A 22,999-nucleotide genomic window follows, 5' to 3' on the forward strand; every position below is an offset into this window, starting at 1 on the left:
CCTACCCCTTGTTCAACAGCAGAATGCTGGGCTGCCACGGTCCAAGATGCAGCGTGTGATCGGGCAACGGGCGGATCGAGCCCAGCTCGCCCGCAATCGTCACCCAGTCGCCTGCGGGAACGGTCGCATTGACCGGCTGATCCGACAGGTTGAAGAAGCACAGGATTTCTTCGTTCTGATTGATCCGCCGGAAGCTCAGAAGCGATCCCTCAGCCATCACTTCTGTCATAACTCCGTCGCGTAAGGCATTGTGATTGCGACGAAATGCAATAGCGCGGCGATAGTGGTGCAACAGCGCCGTCGGGTCGTGCTCGGCCACGTCCACCGCCAGATTGAGCTGCGCCGACGACACCGGCAACCACGGCTTCGCGCTGGAAAACCCGCCATAGACCGCGTCTTTTTCCCAGACCATCGGCGTGCGGCAGCCGTCGCGGCCCTTGAACTCGGGCCAGAATTCGCGGCCATAAGGGTCTTGCAGGTCCTCGAAAGTGATATCGGCCTCTGGTAGGCCCAGTTCTTCGCCCTGATACAGGCAGACCGATCCCCGCAGGCACATCATCAACGTCGCGTAAAGCCTTGCAGATGCGGCAGAAAGATCCCAGCGAGAGATGTGGCGCACAACGTCATGGTTGGAATAGGCCCAGCACGCCCAGCCATCGGCGGCAACGGCGGAAACCTTGTCGAACACCTCTTTGAAATAGCGGGCGGACAGGGGTTCGTGGCCGGACAGGAATTCGAACGCATAGGACATCTGCATCTTGTCCGCCCCCGAGGTATATTCGCCCAGGATTTCCAGCCCCCGCTGGCTATCGCCGACCTCGCCCACAGCGGCGGCGTTGTAGCCGTTCATCAGTGTGCGCAATTTCCGCAGGAATTCAACGTTTTGCGGGTGGTTCTTGTCATAGATGTGGCGCTGGTGATTATAGGGGTTCACCTTGGGAGCGGTCTGGTCGTTGCGCTCTGCCGCCGGCAGTGCAGGATTGTCGCGCAACTCCTTGTCGTGCATGTAGAAATTGATGGTATCGAGGCGGAAACCATCGACCCCGCGCTCCAGCCAAAACTTGGCCACGCCCAACAGTTCCTGCTGCACGGCCGGGCTGTGGAAATTCAGGTCGGGCTGGCTGACCAGAAAATTGTGCAGGTAATACTGTTCACGCCGCGCGTCCCATTGCCAAGCCGGCCCGCCAAAGATCGACAGCCAGTTGTTGGGCGGGGTGCCGTCGGGTTTCGGATCTGACCAGACATACCAGTCGGCCTTGTCATTGTCGCGGCTGGCGCGGCTTTCCTTGAACCAGGGGTGCTGATCCGAGGTATGGCTCAGCACCAGGTCGATCATCACCTTCATGCCCAGCAGATGCGCCGTGGCAATCACCTGATCGAAATCGGCGAGCGATCCGAACAGCGGGTCGACATCGCAGTAATCGGCCACGTCATAGCCGAAATCCTTCATCGGCGAGGTGAAGAACGGCGAAATCCAGATCGCATCGGCACCTAGGCTGGCGACATGCGGCAGCCGCCGCACGATGCCCAGCAGATCGCCCACCCCATCGCCGTTGCTGTCCTGATAACTGCGCGGATAGATCTGATAGATCACCGCACCGCGCCACCAATCGGGGTCTTTTTTCAATCCGTTCATTCATCCACCTTTGACAGACCCGGCGAGCAACCCGCGCACCAGATATTTTTGCATTGCGAAGAACACCAGCAACGGCACCGCGATCGACACGAAAGCCGAGGCCGCCAGAATTTCCCAATCCCCCCCGCGCGAACCCAGAAGTTCGCGCAGCACGCCGGTCATCACCAGCTGGTCCTGCGAATTGCCCAGAAACACCGTCGCCACCAGAAGGTCATTCCAGACCCAGAGGAACTGAAAGATCGCGAAACTCGCCAGCGCCGGAAACGACAGCGGCAGGATGATGCGGCGGAAAATCTGGAATTCGGTCGCGCCATCGACCCGCGCGCTTTCGATGATCTCGCGCGGCAGGCCGACCATGTAGTTGCGCAGCAGATAGATCGCGAGCGGCAGGCCAAAGCCGGTATGCGCCAGCCAGATCCCCATGTAGCCCTTGCCCAGCCCGATATCGTTATGCAGCTTCAGCAGCGGGATCAGCGCCAGTTGCAGCGGCACGACCAGCAGCCCCACCACGGCGGCAATCAGCAGTGCGCGGCCGGGAAATTGCATCCAGGCCAGTGCATAGGCCGCGAAGGCCGCGATCAGGATCGGAATGACCGTGGCCGGGATCGTCACGGTGAAGGTGTTCAGGAACGCGCGGCCCAACCCCTCGGCCCCGATCACGCGGGCGTAGTTTTCCGTGGTCAGGCGCGGCGGCGTGGTGGTGGTCAGAAAGATCCGCATGCCGCGGGTTTCGGTGAAGGCCTGCGGCGCGGTCAGGCGATAGTGGCCATCGGCCGCGACGCTCAGCGCCTGCCCGTCCTTCAGCGCGACGGTTTCCCCCGGCGCAAAGGCGCCCGGCGCGCGCGCACTGGTGCCCCAGGCCAGCAGGGTTTGCCCCGGGGCCAGCACCGTGCCCGAAATCACGAACAGATCGCCCTCTGGCTGCTGATCGGCGGCAGTGCCCGCGCGCACGAAGCCCGTGGACTCGGCGGTGAAGGGCGTGCGCCACCAGCCCGAGGCTGCGATCTGGTCACGGTCGCGGAACGAGGACACCAGCAGGCCGAAGGTCGGGATCGTCCACAGCACCACCAGCAGCAGCGCGGCCAGATTGACCGCCCAGACCAGCCGCGCCTTCGTGCCCGCAATCCCGCCCATCAGCGCATCTCCTTGCGGGCGTTGCGAATGTTCCAGACCATGATCGGCGTCACCAGCGCCATGATGACAAGCGCGATGGCAGAGCCACGGCCATAATCGGGCGCACCGCGGAACATCCAGTCATACATCAGATTGGCCAGCACCTGCGTGCCCCATTGCCCGTTGGTCATCACGAAGACGATGTCGAAGACCTTGAGCACGACGATGGTGATCGTCGTCCACACGACCGCGATCGTGCCCCAGATCTGCGGCACCTTGATGCGGAAGAACACCTGCCAGGGGTTGGCACCGTCCAGAATGGCCGCCTCGATCGTTTCCTCGGGGATGCCACGCAGGGCGGCGGACAGGATCACCATGGCAAAACCGGTCTGAATCCAGATCAGCACCGCCATCAGGAAGAAGTTGTTCCAGAACGGCAGCGTCAGCCAGGTTTCGGGCGCCTGGCCCAGGCCGGTCCAGATCGCGTTCAGCAGGCCGATCTGCGCCTGCCCCTCGGGGCGGTAATCATAGATGAATTTCCAGATCACCCCGGCGCCCACGAAGGAAATCGCCATCGGCATGAAGATGAAGCTTTTCGCGACATTGCCCCAGCGGATGCGGTCGGTGATCTGCGCCGCCAACAGGCCAAACAGCGTGGCCAGCGCGGGCACCACGGCGAGCCACAGCATGTTGTTCCAGATCGCCTCGCGGAATTTCGCGTCCCGCACGAGCCAGGCGTAGTTTTCCAGCCCGACCCAGTCGCGCCCGCCCGCGTCATGCAGGCTGCGCCAGACCGAGTTGATCACCGGATAAACCAGATAGACCGCCAGAAACCCCACCGCCGGGCCGATGAACAGCCAGGGCCGGATCATGTTGGCACGCAGGATATTGGCGCCCGCCCGCGCGCCCCGTGCCGGAAACACCGCATCCAGCAGCCAGTTGGAGCCCCAGAACCACGCCACACAGGCAAAGACGCCCGCGACGATGGTGCCCGTGGCAAAGGCCAGTTGCTCCAAGGCGCGCCCTCCGAAATCAGTCCGCCCGCAAGCCTAACCTGCGGGCGGAAAATGTGAAAGCTTACTTCAGCGTGTCCCAGGTGGCCTGAATCGCCTGCGCAACGGCGGCGGCATCCTTGCCGCCCGCGTAATCGACCATACCGGTCCAGAACGCGCCCGCCCCGATCGCGCCGGGCATCAGGTCGGACCCGTCGAAGCGGAAGGTCGTGGCATTCAGCAGGATATCGCCCATCTTTTTCAGCGTCGCATCGCCGTAAATGTCGGGGTTCACCGCCTTGTAGGGCGTGACGAAGCCCGTCTGGGCCATCCAGACCTCATGCGCGATGGGCGATTGCAGGAAGGTGATGAAGGCATCGGCGGCCGGGTTGTCGGTCAGCTTGGCAAACATCGTGCCCGCGCCCAGCACCGGCTGGCCCAGATCGCGGTCGGCATAGGCGGGGAAATAGAAGAAATCGGCATCCTGCCCGATCACCGTGCCTTCGGGGAAGAAACTGGGGATAAAACTGGCCTGACGGTGCAGGTAGCACTGCGGCGGGCTGGCAAACAGACCTTTCGGGCTGTCGCGGAAATCGGTCGAGGCCACCGCCCCCGCGCCGCCCGAAACGAAGGCGTCATTGCGCGCAAACCAGCCGAAATCCTCGATCGCGGCAATCACTTTCGGGTCGTCGAATTTCAGATCGTTCCGCACCCAGGCGTCGTAATCGGCGGGCGTGTTGAGGCGCAGCATCATGTCCTCGACCCAATCGGTCGCAGGCCAGCCGGTGGCGCCGCCAGACCCCAGCCCGATGCACCACGGCGTGCCGCCATCGGCCACGATCTGTTCGGTCAGCGCCTTCAGCTCCTCCATGCTCTGCGGCACGGCATAGCCCGCATCTTCAAAGTTTTCAGGCACATACCAGACCAGCGACTTCACATCGGCCTTGTAGGGGAAGGCATATTGATGCGCCTGCCCATCCGGCCCGGTGTAATTGCCATAAGCCGCCCAGCTGTCCCCGGCCGCGTAGTTTTCCTTGATCCAGCCTTCGACCCCCTCGGCCAGCGGCTTCAGATGACCCTTTTTCGCCAGATCGGCGGCCAGACCGGGCTGCGGAAACACCGCCACATCGGGCGGGCTGCCGGCCTCGGCGTCGATCACGATCTGCTGCTCGAAACTGTCGGAACCGGAATATTGCACATCGACCCCGGTCGCGGCCTCGAAATAGGCCAGCACGCTTTCGACCAGATCCTTGTCGGCCGACAGCCAGGGCCCGAGGATGGTCAGCTTCTGCCCCTTCAGGTCCATGGATTTCAGCGCCTCATACGACGCCCAGTCGAACCGCGCATCCGCGCCCGGGGGGAATTTCAGATCCTGCGCCCCGGCCGACCCGGCGATCAGGGCCAGCGTCGCGACAGAAAGAAAAAGGGTTCTGGTCATGCAATCCTCCCAAGACCGGGGGGCGAGCCCCATGGATCAGATCCGGCGCCATGCGGGCCCGATGCCCGACACAAGATCAAAGCGCTTTGAGTGCCGGAAGGCTCCCGCATCGCCGGCCAAAAGTCAACCGGAGCGATTGCCGCATTTGCACAGTATTTCCATGGCTTACTTCGCACTTGCAGCATCAGATGTTGACCTCGGGACGCAATTGACGCCCGCCACTGGCAGGGCTAATCTCAAAGTCATTCAAAGCGCTTTGAATTAGATTTTCGGAGGCTGCGTCATGACTCTCAAGGATCTTGCCACGCTTCTGGGGCTGTCACCCACCACGGTCAGCCGGGCGCTGAACGGCTATCCAGAGGTGAACGAGGCGACCCGCAAACGCGTGGCCGAGGCCGCACAGCGGTATAATTACCGGCCCAACACACAGGCCAAGCGCTTGGCGACCGGGCGGGCAATGGCGATCGGCCATGTGATCCCGATCTCGACCCAGCATGAGATCGTGAACCCGGTGTTTGCCGATTTCCTGGCCGGTGCGGGCGAAGTCTATGCCCGGGCGGGCTATGACATGGTGCTGACCATCGTGCCCGACGATGACGAGGAGCGCGCCTATCGCGAAATCCGCTCGAAGCGCAATGTTGATGGCATCCTCGTGCACGCGCCCAAGGCCCATGATCCGCGCATCGCGCTGCTGAACGACCTGGGGTTGCCCTTCGTGGTGCATGGCCGCGCGTCGGGGGTGCGGGCGCCCTATTCCTGGGTCGATGTCAACAACACCCGCGCCTTCGAGCGCGCGACCGAGTTCCTGCTCGATCTGGGGCACCGGCGGATCGCACTGGTCAACGGCATCGACGGGATGGATTTTGCGCTGCGCCGACGGCGCGGGTTCGAACGGGCACTGGCGGGGCGCGGGCTGGCGGCGGACCCGGCGCTGATCGTCGCGGGCGAGATGACCGAGGCGCAGGGCCATGCCGCGGCGCGTGCGATGCAGGCGCTGGCCGATCCGCCAACCGCCTATCTGACCGCATCGCTGCTGTCCGCGATGGGGGTGCGGCGCGGGCTGGAGGAAGCCGGGCTGAAACTCGGGCGCGATGTCTCGGTGCTGACCCATGACGACGAGCTGGGCTATCTGAAAAACGGAGAAGAGGAGCCGATCTTCACTGCCACGCGGTCCTCGGTGCGCGAGGCCGGGCGGCGCTGCGCGGCGATGCTGCTGCGCCAGGTGGCCTCGGGTGACCCCACGCCGCAAACCGAGTTGCTGGAGGCAGTTCTGGTTGTCGGCCAGTCCACCGGCCCGTGTCGCGCGCTGAACAGACAGAATGAACATGCTGCCGAAACGCTCTGATTTCCCGGACGATTTCGTGTTTGGCGCCGCGACCTCGGCCTATCAGATCGAGGGCCATCGCGCGGGCGGCGCCGGGCCGACCCATTGGGATAGCTTCGCCGCCACCCCCGGCAATGTGGCCCATGCCGAAGATGGCGCGCGCGCCTGCGATCACTACCACCGCTGGCCGCAGGATCTGGACCTGCTGGCGGGCGCGGGGTTCGATGTCTATCGTTTCTCGACCTCTTGGGCGCGGGTGATGCCCGAGGGGCGCGGCGCGGTGAATGCCGAGGGGCTGGATTTCTACGACCGGCTGGTCGACGGGATGCTGGAGCGCGGGCTGAAACCGGCGCTGACGCTCTATCACTGGGAATTGCCCGCGGCGCTGGCCGATCTGGGCGGCTGGCGCAACCGCGACAGTGCCGACTGGTTTGCCGATTACACGCAGGTCGTGGCGGCCCGGCTGGGCGACAGGATCTGGTCGGCCGCGCCGATCAACGAGCCGTGGTGTGTCGGCTGGATGGGGCATTTTCTGGGGCTGCATGCGCCCGGCCTGCGCGACATCCGCGCCACCGCCCGGGCGATGCACCACGTCCTGCTGGCGCATGGCCGCGCAATTCAGGCGATGCGGGCGGCGGGTCTGGGCAATCTGGGGGCGGTGTGTAATTTCGAATATGCCTTGCCCGCCGATGACACAGCCGCTGCCGCCCGGGCCGCCGCCCGCCATGACGCTTGCTTCAACCAGTTTTTCGTCTCGGCGCTGTTCCGGGGGGAGTATCCGGCCGAAGCCCTGGAAGGGCTTGCACGACACTTGCCGCAGGGCTGGCAGGACGATTTCACGACGATTCAGGCCCCGCTCGACTGGCTGGGGGTGAACTATTACACCTGCAAGCGGATCGCCCCCGCCCCCGGCCCCTGGCCCGCGCTGACGGAGCGCCCCGGCCCCTTGCCCAAAACCGCAACCGGATGGGAAATCTGTCCCGAGGGGCTGCACCATTTCCTGACCCGGATCGCGCGCGACTACACCGGCGCGCTGCCGCTCTATATCACCGAAAACGGGATGGCGGCCCCCGATGTGCTGCATGCGGGCACGGTGACGGATACGGACCGCATCGCCTATTTCCGCGCCCATCTGGCCCAATCCTTGCGCGCCATCGCCGAGGGGGTGCCCCTGCGCGGCTATATGGCATGGTCTTTGCTGGACAATTACGAATGGGCGCTCGGCTATGAAAAGCGCTTCGGGCTGGTGCATGTGGATTTTGAAACCTTGCAGCGCACCCCGAAGGCGTCCTATCACGCTTGGGCGCAGGCATTGAAAGGCTGACATGATCGACCCGACCCCCGACCGCTATATGCTGCTGGCCGATATCGGCGGCACCAATACGCGCGTGGCGCTGGCCGAGGGGGGGCGACTGCTGCCCGAAACGATCCGCAGATATGCCAATGCCGGACGGCCCGCGCTCTATCCGATCCTGGCGGAATATATGCGGACCGAAGGCATCACCGATCTGGCGGGGGCCTGTGTGGCCGCGGCCGGGCCGGTGCGCGACGGGGTCGCAACGATGACCAACCTGTCCTGGGTGATCGAGGATCATGCCGTGGCCCAGGTGACCGGCGCCGGGACCGTGGCCGTTCTGAACGATCTGCAGGCGCAGGGCCATGCGCTAGGATATCTTGCGCCGCAGATGGTGCGCCAGATCCTGCCCGGCACGGCAACCCCGGCCGCGGGGGCCAGCCGTCTGGTGGTGGGGGTCGGCACCGGCTTCAACGCCGCCCCGGTGCATGAGGCCCCCGGCGGGCGCGTCGTGCCGCCCTCGGAAAGCGGTCACGTCACCCTGCCCTGCATCACCGAAAGCGATTTCGCCCTGAAACGCTATCTGGAGGCCAAGCACGTCTTCGCCTCGGTCGAACATGTCGTTTCGGGGCGCGGGATCGAGCGGGTCTATGCCTATCTGGCGGGGCACGAGGATGCGATCACCCCGGGCTCGCAGATCATCGCGGCGCTGGAAGCGGGCGATCGGGTGGCGCGGCAGGCCGGGCAGCTGTTCGTCACGATGCTGGGCCGCGCGATGGGCGATCTGGCGCTGACCCACCTGCCCTTCGGCGGGATCTATCTGATCGGCGGCGCGGCGCGTGGCTTCGTGCCGTGGTTCGACGAATTCGGCTTTGCCGACGCCTTTCGCGCCAAGGGGCGTTTCTCGGATCTGATGGCGGAATTTTCGGTGTCGGTGGTCGAGGACGACTATGCCGCGCTGACCGGCTGCGCCGCCTATCTGCAAAATCTGCGCAAGCCGCGATAAAAGTTTTGGCGTCAAGCCAATCTTAACGGCTGGCGGGTAAGCCTCTTTCATCCAGGAATGAAAGGGGAACAAGGTGCGCCTTTCTCACATGACGTTTTTCGGGGGTGGCGCATGACCACGCTCGCCCTCGCGCCGCGGCTCGATCTGTCGCATGCGTCCGAACTGGCCGGTGCGCTGCGCGGGCACAAGGGGGCCGACCTTGTGCTTGACGCCAGCGCGGTGACGCATCTGGGCGGGCTTGGCCTGCAGCTCCTGGCCGCCGCCGCGAAAACCTGGCGTACCCAGGGCCATTCACTGACCATTCAACCACGCTCCGCCGCCTTCGACGAGGCGCTTGGCACCTTCGGGGTCAATCTGGCGGACCTGCAATCCGAGGAGGCCGCATGAGCCTGACAGTCCTTGCGGTGGATGACAGCCGCACGATCCGCGACATGCTCAAGCTGGCCCTGACAGAGGCCGGGATCACCCTGCACCTGGCCGAGGATGGCGTGCATGGGCTCGAAGTGCTCTCAGGTATCCAACCCGATGCGATCATCTCCGACATCAACATGCCGCGGCTCGACGGCTTCGGCTTCATCGAGGCGGTGCGGGGACAGGACAAGCACCGCGCCACGCCGATTCTGGTGCTGACCACCGAATCCGCCCCCGAACTGAAAGCGCGCGCCCGCGCGGCTGGGGCGACCGGCTGGATCGTCAAGCCCTTCGATCCGCCGAAACTGGTCAAGGCATTGCAGATGGTTGCGGGCTGAGGGAGGGCGCGATGGCAACGGATCCGATGGCAGAAATCCGGGCCAGTTTCTTCGTCGAATGCGAAGAACTGCTCGAAAGCCTGCAAGACGCGCTTGGCGAAATGGACGAAGGCCAGCACGACAACGAGACGATCAACGTCGTCTTTCGGGCCGTTCATTCCATCAAGGGCGGCGCCGGGGCCTTCGGCCTCGACGCGCTTGTGAGCTTTGCCCATCGCTACGAAACCGTTCTGGATGAATTGCGTTCGGGCCGGCTGGCAATCACCCCCGACGCGATGAAGCTGTTCTTCCACGCGGCCGACCTGCTGCACGACCATGTGCGCGCCGCGCGCGATGCGGGCCCCGTGCCCGATGGCGCCGAGGAGTGCCTGGTCGAGCTCGAGGCGCTGATCGGTGGCGGGGCGGGCCCTGCGGCCGCGGCCGAAGAAGAGGTGAACGATTTCCAACCGATGGGGCTCAGCTTCGATTTCGGCGATCTGGGCAACGAGGCCACGGAAGATGACAGCCCCAGAGAACCGCCGGTCTGGCAGCTGCGCTTCACCCCCAGCGCGGCGCTCTATGCCTCGGGCAACGAACCGCTGCATCTGCTGCGCGCCCTTGCGAGCCTAGGCACGACCCAGGTCCGCTGCGATCTGGGCGCCCTGCCCGATCTGGACACGCTGACCCCCGAGGATTCGGCGCTGAGCTGGCAGATCACCGTCACCGGTGATCTGGAAGAGGCCGACATCCGCGAAGTCTTCGATTTCGTCGAGGATGTCAGCGATCTTGAGATTTCCCGGGCCGCGGCTGAAGCCGCCCCGATGATGGGCTTTGGCGCCACAGGTGACAGCATGGATTTTGATCAGGGCTTCGGGCAGCCGCCGCTGAGCGCCGAAGACACCCCTGCGCCAGCGGCCAGCGCCCGGCCCCCCATCGCCACGCCGGACCCGGCGCCGGCAGCCCCCTCGGCGCCTCCCGCCGCGGCCGCGCCGCCACCCGGCGCAGCAGTGCCCCTGCCCCCCGCCCCGAAAGAACCCGCGACCGAAGCCTCGGCCACCGTGCGCGTTGACCTTGACCGCATCGACCGCCTGGTCAACCTGGTGGGCGAATTGGTGATCAACCAGGCGATGCTGGCGCAATCGGTCGCCGAAGCCGGCCTGCCGCCGAATTCGACCGTGATGACCGGGCTCGAAGCCTTCATGATGCTGACCCGCGACATCCAGGACAGCGTGATGATGATCCGCGCGCAGCCGGTCAAGCCGCTGTTCCAGCGCATGGCCCGGATCGTGCGCGAAGCTTCCGCCGCGGTCGGCAAAGAGGTGCGCCTGCGCACCGAAGGCGAGGCGACCGAAGTCGACAAAACCGTCATCGAACGGCTGGCGGACCCGCTGACACATATGATCCGCAACGCCGTCGATCACGGTCTGGAAACCCCGGACAAACGGCGGGACTCGGGCAAAAGCCACGAAGGCGTCATCACCTTGTCCGCGCAGCACCGTTCTGGCCGCGTGGTCATCGAGGTCAGCGATGACGGCGCGGGGATCAACCGCCCGAAAGTGCGCGAAATCGCCATCGCAAAGGGGCTGATCGCCGCCGATGCCGTTCTGAGCGACAGCGACATCGACAATCTGCTGTTCCTTCCCGGCTTCTCTACCGCGAACCAGGTCTCGGCGTTGTCGGGGCGCGGCGTCGGCATGGATGTGGTGCGGTCGGCCATCCAATCGTTGGGCGGGCGTATCACGATCCACTCCGAACCGGGTAAAGGCACACGGTTTTCGATCTCGCTGCCACCGACTCTCGCGGTTCTCGACGGGATGGTCGTAAATGTAGCCGGCGAGACCTTGGTCGTGCCGCTATCTTCGATCCTCGAAACGGCAACCCTCTCCGAGGGGGATATTCGCGCCCTGGGCCCGGAAACCAATGTCATCCATGTACGCGGCGCCTTTGTCCCGCTCTATGATCTCGGGGCCGAACTGGGTTATCGACGCCCGAAATCCTCTTATGACGGCGGGATCGTCCTGCTGACGGCACTGGAAAACGGCGCCCGCAGCGCATTGGTCGTCGATGCGATCATGGAACAGCGCCAAGTCGTCATCAAAGGGCTGCAGCGGAGCTACGGCCATATTCCCGGTGTCGCTGCCGCGACGATTCTGGGCGACGGACAGATCGCCCTGATCCTCGACCCCGCCGACCTCGTTCAAAATGCTTCCGGCCGCACGCGCGCCGCCGATCTCGCCCTTGCAGGATGAAAGCCATGACCGCAGATCAAACCTCCCAAAGCACCTCCGAAGTCGAGCTTCTCTCGTTCCGCCTGGCCGAAGAAGAATACAGCGTCGACATCATGTCGGTTCGCGAAATCCGCGGCTGGACCCGGGCCACGCCCCTGCCACATGCCCCGGCCCATGTTCGCGGTGTGATCAACCTGCGCGGCACGGTCCTGCCTGTGGTCGATCTGTCAGTGCGCCTGGGCATGCCCCCGGTCGAGGGCGATGTGCGCAATGTCATTATCGTCGTTCAGGTGGGCACCCAAACTGCGGGTCTGCTGGTCGATGCCGTGTCCGACATCCTGGCGCTGCCTCGCAGCGAATTGCAGACCCCGCCCGAGCTTGCCGCCGATACGGCACATAGTTTCATCGAAGCCCTGACGATCGTGGAGGGCCGCATGATCCGCGTGCTCGATCTCACCGCGGTTCTGCCTGACGATACCGCCGAGGCCGCATGACCCACGCATTCACACCACCATCCGGACAGCCCACACTCGGTGACGCCGATCTCCGGGCAATCGCGGCAATCCTGCACGAACATGCCGGGATCGTCATTGCCCCCGGAAAGGGCTCTATGGTCCAGTCACGACTGGCCAAACGACTGCGCGCCCTCGGCCTGAGCGATTACGGCAGCTATATCAGCCTGCTGACATCGGACGCGGGGCAGGCCGAACGGAAGGAAATGATCTCGGCGCTGACCACCAATGTCACGCACTTCTTCCGGGAAAACCATCATTTCGAGACGCTACGCAACTCCGCCCTGCCGCCGCTGCTGGCGCGCGCACGGGCGGGTGGACGGGTGCGCATCTGGTCCGCCGGGTCGTCGAACGGCCAGGAGGCCTATTCGATCGCCATGGTCCTGGCAGAGATGGCAAGTGATTTTGCGCGGCTCGATATTCGTATTCTGGCAACGGATATAGACCCGGTCATGATCGCATGCGGCCGCGCCGGCACCTATGAGAGCGCAACTGTAGAGGCCGTGCCCGCGGCCCTGCGTCGCAAATATTTCGAGCCGACCTCTGATGGTCAGCGCGTCATTCAGCCTGTGCGCGACTGCGTCAGCTTTCGGGAATTGAACCTGCACGATCCCTGGCCGATGAAGGGCCGTTTCGACATCATCTTCTGCCGCAATGTCGTGATCTACTTCGCCCCCGAGGCGCAGCAGCGTCTCTGGAACCGTCTTGAAGCCACGCTGAACCCCGGCGGCTGGCTGTTCGTCGGTCATTCCGAACGTGTGGCGCTGGACGGTGCAAGCGCCTTCAAGACCGCCGGGATCACCACATATCGACTGCCCGATGCGGGCCAGACAGATGGAGGCACGCAATGGCATTGAGAGATCAACTCAGAATCATGGTGGTGGACGACATGTCCACCAGCCGTGGCCTGATTACCCAGGCGCTCGACGCCATGGGAATACGACAGATCGGCTACGCTACCGACGGGCCGGGCGCCCTGCAAATTCTGGAAAAAACGCCGGTCCACCTGGTTATTTCCGACTATAACATGCCGGGAATGGATGGCCTGCAACTGCTGCATGCCCTGCGCAGCGCCCCCAAGACCAAAGGGCTCGGGTTCATTCTGATCACCGGGCGGGCCGACAAGGAAATCATCGACACCGGGCGCCGGCTCGGCATGAACAACTTCCTGAAGAAACCCTTCACACCGCAAGAACTGAGGGCCTGCATCGAAGCCGTCGTGGGGCGGCTATGATGATCGCCTCCAGTCAGGAAACCGTTCCGCCGCCCCGGCGCGATCTGCCGTTGGATGCGCTTGCGGCGCGGATCGGAGACGAGCTGGATACGCTTGCGCGCTTGTCTTCGGACGTGCAGCGCGCCCTGTCGATGTGTCATTTCGCAGAACATACCGATCCACAAGCCATTCGCGGCCTGCAGGGCATCGACCGGATCACCCAGGCGCTCGAAGATCTCGGGCGCCTGATGGCTGCGGTTTCAGGTGAAATGCCCAAGGACGTGAAGCTGCACGCAGTGCCGATCCTGTCACGCCTGCGGCTGCATGAATTGATTACAAACCTGGACCCCGCGCAAGAAAAGACCGTTCAAGAGCATGAGTCGGAGGGAGATATCCAGTGGCTCTGAAACGCGGTCCGCCCTGACAAGGGCGCATGCACAGAACAGGCGGCCGACCCCGAGGGAGGAATAACCCGCAAAGCATGCGCCAGATCTGATGCACTCCTGAAATGGTCAGCCCGGTGAGATTCGAACTCACGACCTTTGGTACCCAAAACCAACGCGCTACCAGACTGCGCTACGGGCTGACTCGGGGCCTTGTATCGTCGAAACCACGCGATGCAAACCACCTGCATACGGGAAACGACATTTCAACCCCCTGCGACCGCGACAGACGTTCTGACCATTCCCCCGTACCTACGGCACCGGCATGATCGGGCTGTGGCAGGCCGATGCCTCTTCCTAACCGGGCCTTTTGCCAAGGGAAAGCCCTTAGTCGCAGGGCAGCAGTGCACGCGCGGGGTCTATCGCCGGATGGGCCAGATGCGCGCCCGGCACCAGCCCGATCCGACGTGCCAGCCCCCCGCGGATTTCCAGAACCATCTGTACCGGCACCCCCGAGGGAATCGGGGTCTCGTCCAGCGGCACGGCATTCTCGTGCACCGCGACAACCTCCCCGGTGGCGTCGATGAAGATCATGTCCAGCGGAATCAGGGTATTCTTCATCCAGAACGCGACTTCGCGCTCGGTCTCATAGATGAACAGCATCCCGGTGCTGGCGGGCAATGACGTGCGCGCCATCAGCCCCTGCGCCCGTTCGGCGGGCGTATCGGCCAGCTCGATGCTGAACCGTGCCTCGCCCCCCCGTGGCAGGGAAAACAACGCAAGATCGGCGCGACAGGCCGCCGCCTGCGCCATCTGCAGACCGAAGCCTGCCCAGAACAGCGCGCTCAGCGCACCTCGCGCAAGGCCGTTTCCCATGACACCACCTGCGCCGCCATCCGGCCGCGTTTGCCTTCGATAACCCGCAGGCACACCGCTTCGCCCGGGCCCAGATCCGCAAACCCCGAGCGCCGCAGCACTTCGATGTGAATAAACACATCTTCGGGGCGGCCAAACACATTCGCGAAGCCAAAGCCCTTGACCTTGTCGAACCACTTCACCCGCGCCGGCTCCAGCGGCAGCGCCGCAATCTCGGCCGGGTCGCTGTCTCCCAGATCCTCGATCGGCGCGGGGCGCATCGCCTCGCCTTCCGGGGGGGCGATGGCCAGAACCTCGACCGCCTGCGCGCCGCGGGGCGTGACCTGAACCGTCACGGTAATTCCGGCGTTATCCGCGACCGAACCCTGGCCGAAATTCCGCAGGACATTCGCATGCAACAGGATATCGGGGCCACCCTCTGTATCGAGAATGAAGCCAAACCCCTTGCCCGGATCGAACCACTTCACCCGGCCCGTCACCTGTCGCAAATCTATTTGTGCGTCTTCCATCTCATTCTTCCGTTACTGGCATCGCTGGCTGTCGTCTTGCCGCGAGACAAGCGAGGTGCTGACCAAGTCTCACACGAAGAGGGCGGGATTCAAGTGCAAAAAGTAAGGTATTCCATACCTGATTAATTCACGAAGCGTGAAATTCAGGGGTTGAGGCGATCGATTCTCCATGTTTCGGACGGTTCTGGGCGGCTCCACCGGAAGCGATCATGCAGCCGGAAGGCGCCATCCGCCCAGAATTCGATCTCCAGCGGCGTGATCCGGACCCCACCCCAGAACGGCGGGCGCTTCGGGTTCGGACCATGGGCGGCGGTGACCCGGGCGACCTCGGCCATCAGGGACGTGCGCGAGGCAAGCGGCTGGCTTTGATGCGACGCCCAAGCGCCCAGGCGCGACTTGAGCGAGCGCGAGGCGTAATAGGCATCCGCCTGCGGCCCCTCTTCGCGGGTGCACAGCCCCCGCACCCGGATCTGGCGGCGCAGCGACTTCCAGTGCAGCACAAAGGCCGCCTTGCCTGCCGCTTCGATTTCGCGCCCCTTGGCCGAGGTGTAGTTGGTATAGAAGACGAAGGCCCCACCCGAGGGCGCGCCCTGCCCTTCGATTTCCTTCAGCAGGACCATCCGTACATTCGGCAGCCCGTTAGCATCCACCGTGGCCAGCGCAATCGCATTGGGATCGTTGATCTCGCTGGCTTCGGCCTCGGCAAGCCACTTCTGCGCAATGGCAAACGGATCATCGCCTGCGAAAATCCCGCTTCTGTCACTCATGTTGCCTCCTGACGTGCAGACGTTGCTCCCCCGGCCTGCCCTGTTTTCGATACCACAGAAGCGGCTTGGCGGCCTTGATGCCAATCAAGCTTTCGCCTAATGCTTTCGCACTTACCAGAGGGAAGCGAGGGAAACCCGAGATGTCAAATAACCTGATGGCGGGCAAACGCGGTCTGATCATGGGCCTGGCGAATGACAAATCCATCGCCTGGGGCATTGCCAAGGCCTGCGCCGATGCCGGGGCGGAACTCGCCTTTTCGTATCAGGGCGAAGCGCTGAAGAAACGGGTGGAGCCTTTGGCCGCCAGTCTCGGCACGCCCCTGCTGTTCGAATGCGACGTGACCGACGAAGCCAGCATGGACGCGCTGTTCGCCGGGCTGAAGGATGCCTGGGGCACGATCGACTTCGTGGTGCATGCGATCGGCTTCTCGGACAAGAACGAGCTGCGCGGCCGCTATGTCGACACCTCGCGCAACAACTTCACGATGACGATGGACATCTCGGTCTATTCCTTCACCGCGATCTGTGCCCGCGCGGCGGATCTGATGCCCAATGGCGGCAGCCTGCTGACGCTGACCTATTACGGCGCCGAACAGGTGATGCCGCATTACAACGTGATGGGCGTTGCCAAGGCCGCGCTGGAGGCTTCGGTGAAATATATCGCCGAGGATCTGGGCAAGGTCGGCATCCGCTGCAACGCGATCTCGGCCGGCCCGATCAAGACGCTGGCCGCCAGTGGCATCGGCGATTTCCGCTACATCATGAAGTGGAACGAACTGAACTCGCCCCTGCGCCGCAACGTGACGCAGGAAGAGGTCGGCAAGGCCGCGCTTTACCTGCTGTCCGATCTGGGCTCGGGCACCACGGGCGAGAACCTGCATGTCGATGCGGGCTATCACGTCGTCGGCATGAAAGCGGTCGACGCCCCCGACATTGCCACGGTCACCGCGCCGCCCTCGTCCGCGAAGAGCTGATCCATGACGCTCGCCGCCTTTGCCGCGATCTATCTTGTGCATCTGGCGGCGGCAATCTCGCCCGGGCCCGCGGTTTTGCTCGCGGCCCGCACCGGGCTGCGCGAGGGTTTCCTGCGCGGCACCTGGCTGGCCGTTGGCCTGGGCCTGGGCGCCTGCATCTGGGCCCTGGCCGCGCTGTTCGGTCTGGCGGTGCTGTTTCGCGTGGCCCCCGCCCTGCTCAGCGTTCTGAAATATGCAGGCGCGGCCTATCTTCTGTATCTGGCCTGGAAGATGTGGCGCCATGCGCCCGAGCCGCTGGATACCCGCATCAGCGAGGAACAGTCGGCACGCGGCACGCTGGGGCTGATATGGCAAGGCGTCGCCACGCAATTGGCCAACCCCAAACCCGCGGTGTTCTTCGGCACGATCTTCCTGACCTTCGTGCCGCCCGAAGCGCCTGCCTGGGCCTATGGCGTGATCCTGGCGATCATCTTCGTCAATGATGCGGGCTGGAATGCGCTGGTGGTGCGGATCTTTTCGCTGCCACGCACCCGCAGCTTCTATCTCAACCTGAAAACCGCGATCGAACGGACCTTTGGCGCGCTGCTGGCGCTGCTGGGGGCCAAACTCGCCCTGTCCTGAGGAGCAACCTCCATGACCGAACGTCTGCCGCATGAAAAAGGCTTCCACGTCAGCTGGGATCAACTGCACCGCGATGCGCGCGCGCTGGCCTGGCGGCTGGACGGCAAGGGCCCGGACAACGGCGCCTGGAAGGCCGTGGTCGGTATCACCCGCGGCGGCCTGGTGCCCGCGATGGTGATCGCACGCGAACTCGACATCCGGGTGGTCGACACGATCTCGGTCAAATCCTACAGCCATCAGGACCAGCGCGAGCCGGTGGTGACGAAATCGCCGCAGATGGATCTGATGGGCGATGGCGAGGGCATCCTGATCGTCGACGATCTGGTCGACACCGGCAAGACGCTGGAACTGGTGCGCAAGCTGTTCCCCAAGGCGCAATTCGCCACCGTCTACGCCAAGCCCAAGGGCAAGCCGCTCGTTGACACCTATGTCACCGAGGTCAGCCAGGACACCTGGATCTTCTTCCCCTGGGACATGGCGCTGCAATACGTCCAGCCGTTCCGCGGCACCGACGCCTGAGCGCCTCTGCCCGGCCCTCCGCCTGGGCCGGCGTCGCAGCCTCCGGCGGGAGTATTTGAGCCAGGAGAAATCCTTCGCGCTTCGGCCCTTCGGCGGCAGCGTCATGCGATTGCGGTTTCTTCTTGGCCCAAATACTCCCCCGCCGGAGGCGTCCGCCCTTGCCAAGGCCGCAGCGGGGTGGTGATCTGGCGCCAACAGCCCGAGGATGCCATGACACTTTCCCCCCTGAACCCCGCTTTGGCCGCAACCTTCGCCCCCCCGGTGATGGAGGCGCGCCGCTGGCTCGAGGGTGTCAGCTTCCCGCCCGAACGCCCGCTGATCAACGTCAGCCAGGCCGCGCCGGTCGACCCGCCGCCCGAAGCGCTGCGCCGCGCGATTGCCGAGGCCGCGCTGAACGATCCGGCCGCCCATCTTTACGGGCCCGTGCTTGGCAATCCCGAATTGCGCGCCGAACTGGCCACACAATGGTCGGCGGCCTATGGCGGCGCGATCGCGCCCGCTCAGGTGGCCATCACCCAGGGCTGCAATCAGGCCTTCTGCGCGGTGATGGCGACGCTGGCGGGTGCGGGCGACGAGGTGATTCTGCCGACGCCGTGGTACTTCAACCACAAGATGTGGCTCGATATGCAGGGCGTGCGCACGGTGCCGCTGGCGACCGGCGCCGGGCTTTTGCCCGACCCCGAGGCCGCCGCCGCGCTGATCACCCCCGCCACCCGCGCCATCGTTCTGGTCAGCCCGAACAACCCGGGCGGCGCGGAATACCCCGCCGAACTGCTGCGCGCCTTCCACGATCTGGCGCAGGCCCGCGGGCTGGCGCTGATTGTCGATGAAACCTATCGCGATTTCGACGCCCGCACAGGCGCGCCGCATGATCTGTTCACCGATCCCGGCTGGGACGCGAATTTCATTCATCTTTACAGCTTTTCGAAGGCCTATCGTCTGACCGGGCATCGCGTCGGCGCGATTGTCGCCAGCCCCGCGCGGCTGGCCGAGGTCGAGAAATTCCTTGATACCGTGGCGATCTGCCCCAACCAGCTGGGCCAGATCGCGGCGCTCTGGGGGATGCGGAACCTGTCGCAATGGGTGGCGGGCGAACGCGCCGAAATCCTGGCGCGGCGCGCGGCGATGGCCAAGGGTCTGGCGGACTTGCCCGGCTGGCAGACGCTCGGCTGTGGCGCCTATTTCGCCTATGTCGCCCACCCCGACCCGCGCCCGTCGCCGGAATTCGCCCGCGCGCTGGTGCGCGAGGCGGGCGTGCTGCTGCTGCCCGGCACGATGTTCATACCCGCCAGCGACCCGGCAGGCCAGCGCCAGCTGCGCATCGCCTTCGCCAATGTCGACGTGGCGGGCATCGCGGAATTGATGCGCCGGCTGGCCGCTTTGGCGCCCTGAGCCTTGCGGCCCCACCGTCAAAGCCCTAAACACCCCAAAACAGCCTAATCCCGGGAGGATCGAGCATGTCGAACAAGCTGCGTAGCCATGGCAAGAACATGGTGGTCTGGGTGCTTCTGGCGATGCTCGTTCTGGGGCTCGGCGGCTTCGGGATGGCGAATTTCTCGGGCCGGATCAGCACCATCGGATCGGTCGGCGAAACCGATGTTTCGGTGAATGACTACGCCCGCGCGCTGCGGCAGGAAATGAACGCCGCCGCCGCCCAGATCGGGCGTCCGCTGACGCTGGCCGAAGCGCAGTCGCTGGGTCTTGATCGTCAGGTGCAGGGCCAGATGTTCGGTCAGGCCGCGGTGACCGAGGCCGCGCGGGTGATCGGCCTGTCGGCAGGCGATGCCGAGTTGCACCGCCAGATCACCGCCGCCCGCGCCTTTCAGGGGCTGGATGGCAAGTTCGACCGCGAGACCTATCGTCTGACCCTGCGTCAGGAAGGCTTCACCGAGGCCGAGTTCGAATCCAAGCTGCGTGCCGACATCGCGCGCTCGATCCTGCAAGGCGCCGTGGCCGGTGGGCTGCGCGCGCCCGAGGCCACGACCAATGCCTATGCCGCCTATATCACCGAGACCCGCGACATCGCCTATGCCGAACTGACCGAGGCCGATCTGACCACAGCCGTGGCCGAACCGGGCGAGGACCAGCTGCGCGCCTTCCACAGCGAACACGCCGATCAGTTCACCCGGCCCGAAACGCGCGAGATCAGCTATGTTTGGCTGACGCCCGACATGCTGATGGACAAGGTGCAACTGGACGAGGACGCGCTGCGCACCGCCTATGACAGCCGCCGCGACGAATTTGTGCAGCCGGAAAAGCGGCTGGTCGAGAAGCTGGTCTATCCGACGCTGGAAGAAGCGCAGGCCGCCAAGGCGCGCTATGACGCAGGTCAGGCGAGCTTTGCCGATCTGGCGGCCGAGCGCGGGCTGACGCTGGAAGACATCGACCTGGGCGAGCCGTCGAAGGACGAGCTGGGCGAAGCGGGCGATGCCGTCTTCGCGCTGAGCGAACCCGGTGTCGCAGGCCCGATCGAGACCGATCTGGGCCCCGCGCTTTATGCGATGAATGCGATCATCCCGGCGCAGGAAACCAGTTTCGAAGATGCCCGGGCCGAGCTGTCCTCCGAAGCGGCCGCCGATCGCGCGCGCCGGATGATCGGCGACATGACCACCGATCTGGAGGATCGTCTGGCAGGCGGCGCGACGCTTGAACAGATGGCCGAGGAAACCGACATGCAGCTGGGCCATATCTCGATGGCGCCCGATACCGATGCCGACATCGCGGGCTATGAAGCCTTCCGCGAGGCCGCGCAGAAGGTCACGGCCGAGGATTTCCCGGAACTGGGCAATCTGGACGATGGCGGCGTCTTTGCGCTGCGGCTGGACGGGGTGACCCCGGCCGCGCTGATCCCGTTCGAAGAGGTCCGCGATCAGGTTGCCACCGCCTGGCGTGCCGCCGAACTGACCCGGCTGAAGACCGAACGCGCCGCCGAGATTGCCGCCGCCGTGGAGTCGGGTGCATCGCTGGGCGCGCAGGGTGTGCTGCTGACCTCGGTCGCGAAGCTGCCGCGCGGCGGCTATCTGGAAGGCCAGCCGCGCGCGCTGATCGACACCGCCTTCACCACCGAACCGGGCAAGGTGGGCGTGGTGACCGAGGGCGAGCGGGTTCTTGTGGTGACGGTCGAGACGGTGCATGCCGCCGACCCCGCCTCGGACGACGTGGCGCAGGTGCGCGAAATGGCCCAGACCCAGATTTCTCAATCCATCGCCAACGATCTGTTGGATTTCTACGCCCGGGCCGCCGAGGCCGAGGCGGGCATGACCATCGACCCCACCGCGATCAACGCGGTGCAGGCGCAGATGCAGTAAGGAGACCGGACGTGGTTGCACTCTCTCCCAGCTTCGAGGTGTTCGAAGCGGCCTGGGCCGAAGGCAAGAACCAGCTCGTCTATGCGCGTCTGGCCGCCGATCTGGACACGCCGGTCTCACTGATGCTGAAACTGGCCGATGCGGCGCCCAATTCCTTCATGCTGGAATCGGTGACCGGCGGCGAAGTGCGCGGGCGCTATTCGATGGTCGGCATGAAGCCCGACGTGATCTGGGAATGCCGCGGAACGCAGGCGCGCATCAACCGCGCCGCCCGGTTCGAAGACAAGTTCGAACCCCTGCCCGGCCATCCGTTCGAAAGCCTGCGCGCGCTGATCGCCGAAAGCCGCATCGAGATGCCCGACGATCTGCCCGCCGCCGCCGCGGGGCTGTTCGGCTATCTCGGCTATGACATGATCAGGCTGGTCGAGCATCTGCCCAACGTCAACCCCGACCCGCTGGGCGTGCCCGATGCGGTGCTGATGCGGCCTTCGGTCGTGGCGGTGCTGGACGGGGTCAAGGGCGATGTCACGCTCTGCGCCCCGGCCTTCCAGGGCGCCGGTCTGTCGGCGCGCGCCGCCTATGCGCAGGCGGCCGAGCGGGTGATGGACGCGCTGCGCGATCTGGACCGCGCCCCCGCGCAAAACCGTTCGCTGGGCGAGGCCGCGCAGGTCGGCCCGCTGCGGTCGAACTTCACCCCCGAGGGCTACAAGGCCGCGGTCGAGAAGGCCAAGGACTATATCCGCGCGGGCGACATCTTTCAGGTGGTTCCGGCGCAGCGCTGGTCGGCGGATTTCCCGCTGCCGCCCTTCGCGCTTTACCGCAGCCTGCGGCGCACCAACCCCTCGCCCTTCATGTTCTTCCTGAACTTCGGCGGCTTCCAGATCGTCGGCGCCAGCCCGGAAATCCTGGTGCGGCTGCGTGAAAACGAAGTGACGATCCGCCCGATCGCGGGCACCCGCCCGCGCGGCGCCACCCCCGAGGAGGACCGCGCGCTGGAGGCCGATCTGCTGGCCGACCAAAAGGAACTGGCCGAGCATCTGATGCTGCTGGATCTGGGCCGCAACGATGTGGGCCGGGTGGCCAAGATCGGCACGGTGAAACCGACCGAAAAGTTCATCATCGAGCGGTACAGCCACGTCATGCATATCGTGTCGAACGTGGTGGGCGAGCTGGCCGAGGGCGAGGATGCGCTTTCGGCCCTGCTGGCCGGGCTGCCCGCAGGCACCGTCTCGGGCGCGCCCAAGGTCCGCGCGATGGAGATCATCGACGAGCTGGAGCCCGAGAAGCGCGGCATCTATGGCGGCGGCGTGGGCTATTTCGCGGCCAATGGCGAAATGGACATGTGCATCGCGCTGCGCACGGCGGTGATCAAGGATCAGACGCTGTATATCCAGGCCGGGGGCGGTGTGGTCTTCGACAGCGACCCGGAGGCGGAATTCCAGGAAACCGTCAACAAATCCAAGGCCCTGCGCAAGGCGGCCGAGGATGCGGGGCTGTTCGTCAGCCACGGCAACGGCTAAACCTGACGGTTCGGAATCCCTTTAGAAAGGCGGGCACC

Annotated in this window: 23 protein-coding genes and 1 tRNA gene; 16 read left to right on the top strand and 8 right to left on the bottom strand. The window is 64.8% G+C overall.

Going from position 1 to position 22,999, the window contains the following annotated elements; translation table 11 throughout:
* Position 1: 1 nt before the first annotated feature.
* The 4 genes from P2G62_RS00290 to P2G62_RS00305 all read right to left on the bottom strand — a co-directional run bounded on the left by P2G62_RS00290 (position 2) and on the right by P2G62_RS00305 (position 5,179).
* Positions 2 to 1,636, bottom strand: a complete 1,635-nt coding sequence (locus tag P2G62_RS00290; protein ID WP_275732851.1) for an alpha-amylase family glycosyl hydrolase — start codon at positions 1,634 to 1,636, stop codon at positions 2 to 4.
* A complete protein-coding gene (locus tag P2G62_RS00295) occupies positions 1,637 to 2,770 on the bottom strand; it encodes a carbohydrate ABC transporter permease (protein WP_275732852.1) in 1,134 nt (377 codons plus the stop codon). It abuts the gene before it with no gap.
* A complete protein-coding gene (locus tag P2G62_RS00300; RefSeq protein ID WP_275732853.1) occupies positions 2,770 to 3,765 on the bottom strand; it encodes a sugar ABC transporter permease in 996 nt (331 codons plus the stop codon). The genes P2G62_RS00295 and P2G62_RS00300 overlap by 1 nt, the downstream gene beginning before the upstream one ends.
* Positions 3,766 to 3,826: 61 nt before the next feature.
* Complete coding sequence (locus P2G62_RS00305) at positions 3,827 to 5,179, bottom strand: ABC transporter substrate-binding protein (protein ID WP_275732854.1); 1,353 nt, start codon at positions 5,177 to 5,179, stop codon at positions 3,827 to 3,829.
* 283 nt (positions 5,180 to 5,462) lie between these two features.
* Between P2G62_RS00305 and P2G62_RS00310 the strand changes: the two genes are divergently transcribed.
* The 10 genes from P2G62_RS00310 (at position 5,463) to P2G62_RS00355 (ending at position 13,891) form a co-directional block, all read left to right on the top strand.
* Positions 5,463 to 6,524, top strand: coding sequence for a substrate-binding domain-containing protein (locus P2G62_RS00310; RefSeq protein WP_275732855.1), 1,062 nt, complete (start codon positions 5,463 to 5,465; stop codon positions 6,522 to 6,524).
* Positions 6,505 to 7,827, top strand: coding sequence for a GH1 family beta-glucosidase (locus tag P2G62_RS00315; protein WP_275733202.1), 1,323 nt, complete (start codon positions 6,505 to 6,507; stop codon positions 7,825 to 7,827). The genes P2G62_RS00310 and P2G62_RS00315 overlap by 20 nt, the downstream gene beginning before the upstream one ends.
* 1 nt (position 7,828) lies before the next feature.
* Positions 7,829 to 8,803, top strand: a complete 975-nt coding sequence (locus P2G62_RS00320) for a glucokinase (RefSeq protein ID WP_275732856.1) — start codon at positions 7,829 to 7,831, stop codon at positions 8,801 to 8,803.
* Positions 8,804 to 8,914: 111 nt separating this feature from the next.
* Positions 8,915 to 9,190 (top strand): STAS domain-containing protein, encoded by a 276-nt coding sequence (locus tag P2G62_RS00325; protein WP_275732857.1) that lies wholly within the window; start codon positions 8,915 to 8,917, stop codon positions 9,188 to 9,190.
* Positions 9,187 to 9,552: a response regulator gene (locus P2G62_RS00330; protein ID WP_275732858.1), complete on the top strand. Its 366-nt coding sequence runs from the start codon at positions 9,187 to 9,189 to the stop codon at positions 9,550 to 9,552. Before P2G62_RS00325 ends, P2G62_RS00330 begins: the two co-directional genes overlap by 4 nt.
* Positions 9,553 to 9,563: 11 nt before the next feature.
* Positions 9,564 to 11,780, top strand: coding sequence for a chemotaxis protein CheA (locus P2G62_RS00335; protein WP_275732859.1), 2,217 nt, complete (start codon positions 9,564 to 9,566; stop codon positions 11,778 to 11,780).
* 5 nt (positions 11,781 to 11,785) lie between these two features.
* Positions 11,786 to 12,253: a chemotaxis protein CheW gene (locus tag P2G62_RS00340; protein ID WP_275732860.1), complete on the top strand. Its 468-nt coding sequence runs from the start codon at positions 11,786 to 11,788 to the stop codon at positions 12,251 to 12,253.
* Entirely contained in the window at positions 12,250 to 13,128 is an 879-nt protein-coding gene (locus P2G62_RS00345) for a protein-glutamate O-methyltransferase (RefSeq protein WP_275732861.1), read from the top strand. The genes P2G62_RS00340 and P2G62_RS00345 overlap by 4 nt, the downstream gene beginning before the upstream one ends.
* The gene (locus P2G62_RS00350) at positions 13,119 to 13,505 is read left to right on the top strand and encodes a response regulator (RefSeq protein WP_275732862.1); all 387 of its coding nucleotides are present in this window, start codon (positions 13,119 to 13,121) and stop codon (positions 13,503 to 13,505) included. The genes P2G62_RS00345 and P2G62_RS00350 overlap by 10 nt, the downstream gene beginning before the upstream one ends.
* A complete protein-coding gene (locus P2G62_RS00355) occupies positions 13,502 to 13,891 on the top strand; it encodes a hypothetical protein (protein WP_275732863.1) in 390 nt (129 codons plus the stop codon). The genes P2G62_RS00350 and P2G62_RS00355 overlap by 4 nt, the downstream gene beginning before the upstream one ends.
* Before the next feature lie 102 nt (positions 13,892 to 13,993).
* On the opposite strand, the gene P2G62_RS00360 is transcribed toward P2G62_RS00355, so the two are convergent.
* From P2G62_RS00360 to pdxH, 4 genes are all read right to left on the bottom strand, one after another.
* A tRNA-Pro gene (locus P2G62_RS00360) sits at positions 13,994 to 14,070 on the bottom strand.
* Positions 14,071 to 14,254: 184 nt separating this feature from the next.
* Complete coding sequence (locus P2G62_RS00365; RefSeq protein WP_275732864.1) at positions 14,255 to 14,743, bottom strand: DUF192 domain-containing protein; 489 nt, start codon at positions 14,741 to 14,743, stop codon at positions 14,255 to 14,257.
* Positions 14,713 to 15,252, bottom strand: a complete 540-nt coding sequence (locus P2G62_RS00370) for a cold shock domain-containing protein (protein WP_275732865.1) — start codon at positions 15,250 to 15,252, stop codon at positions 14,713 to 14,715. Before P2G62_RS00370 ends, P2G62_RS00365 begins: the two co-directional genes overlap by 31 nt.
* Before the next feature lie 143 nt (positions 15,253 to 15,395).
* A complete protein-coding gene (gene pdxH, locus P2G62_RS00375) occupies positions 15,396 to 16,019 on the bottom strand; it encodes a pyridoxamine 5'-phosphate oxidase (RefSeq protein ID WP_275732866.1) in 624 nt (207 codons plus the stop codon).
* Positions 16,020 to 16,159: 140 nt separating this feature from the next.
* On the opposite strand from pdxH, the gene fabI reads away from it, so the two are divergent.
* The 6 genes from fabI to trpE all read left to right on the top strand — a co-directional run bounded on the left by fabI (position 16,160) and on the right by trpE (position 22,961).
* A complete protein-coding gene (gene fabI, locus P2G62_RS00380; protein WP_275732867.1) occupies positions 16,160 to 16,993 on the top strand; it encodes an enoyl-ACP reductase FabI in 834 nt (277 codons plus the stop codon).
* Positions 16,994 to 16,996: 3 nt separating this feature from the next.
* Positions 16,997 to 17,614, top strand: a complete 618-nt coding sequence (locus tag P2G62_RS00385; RefSeq protein ID WP_275732868.1) for a LysE family translocator — start codon at positions 16,997 to 16,999, stop codon at positions 17,612 to 17,614.
* A 12-nt stretch (positions 17,615 to 17,626) separates the two neighbouring features.
* Entirely contained in the window at positions 17,627 to 18,133 is a 507-nt protein-coding gene (gene gpt, locus P2G62_RS00390) for a xanthine phosphoribosyltransferase (protein WP_275732869.1), read from the top strand.
* 210 nt (positions 18,134 to 18,343) lie between these two features.
* Positions 18,344 to 19,525, top strand: coding sequence for an aminotransferase (locus P2G62_RS00395; RefSeq protein ID WP_275732870.1), 1,182 nt, complete (start codon positions 18,344 to 18,346; stop codon positions 19,523 to 19,525).
* Positions 19,526 to 19,590: 65 nt separating this feature from the next.
* Entirely contained in the window at positions 19,591 to 21,441 is a 1,851-nt protein-coding gene (locus tag P2G62_RS00400) for a SurA N-terminal domain-containing protein (protein WP_275732871.1), read from the top strand.
* 11 nt (positions 21,442 to 21,452) lie between these two features.
* Entirely contained in the window at positions 21,453 to 22,961 is a 1,509-nt protein-coding gene (gene trpE / locus P2G62_RS00405; protein WP_275732872.1) for an anthranilate synthase component I, read from the top strand.
* Positions 22,962 to 22,999 lie beyond the last annotated feature (38 nt).

The sequence above is a fragment of the Paenirhodobacter sp. CAU 1674 genome, assembly GCF_029222945.1.
In the GTDB taxonomy this organism is placed as follows: Bacteria; Pseudomonadota; Alphaproteobacteria; order Rhodobacterales; family Rhodobacteraceae; genus Rhodobacter.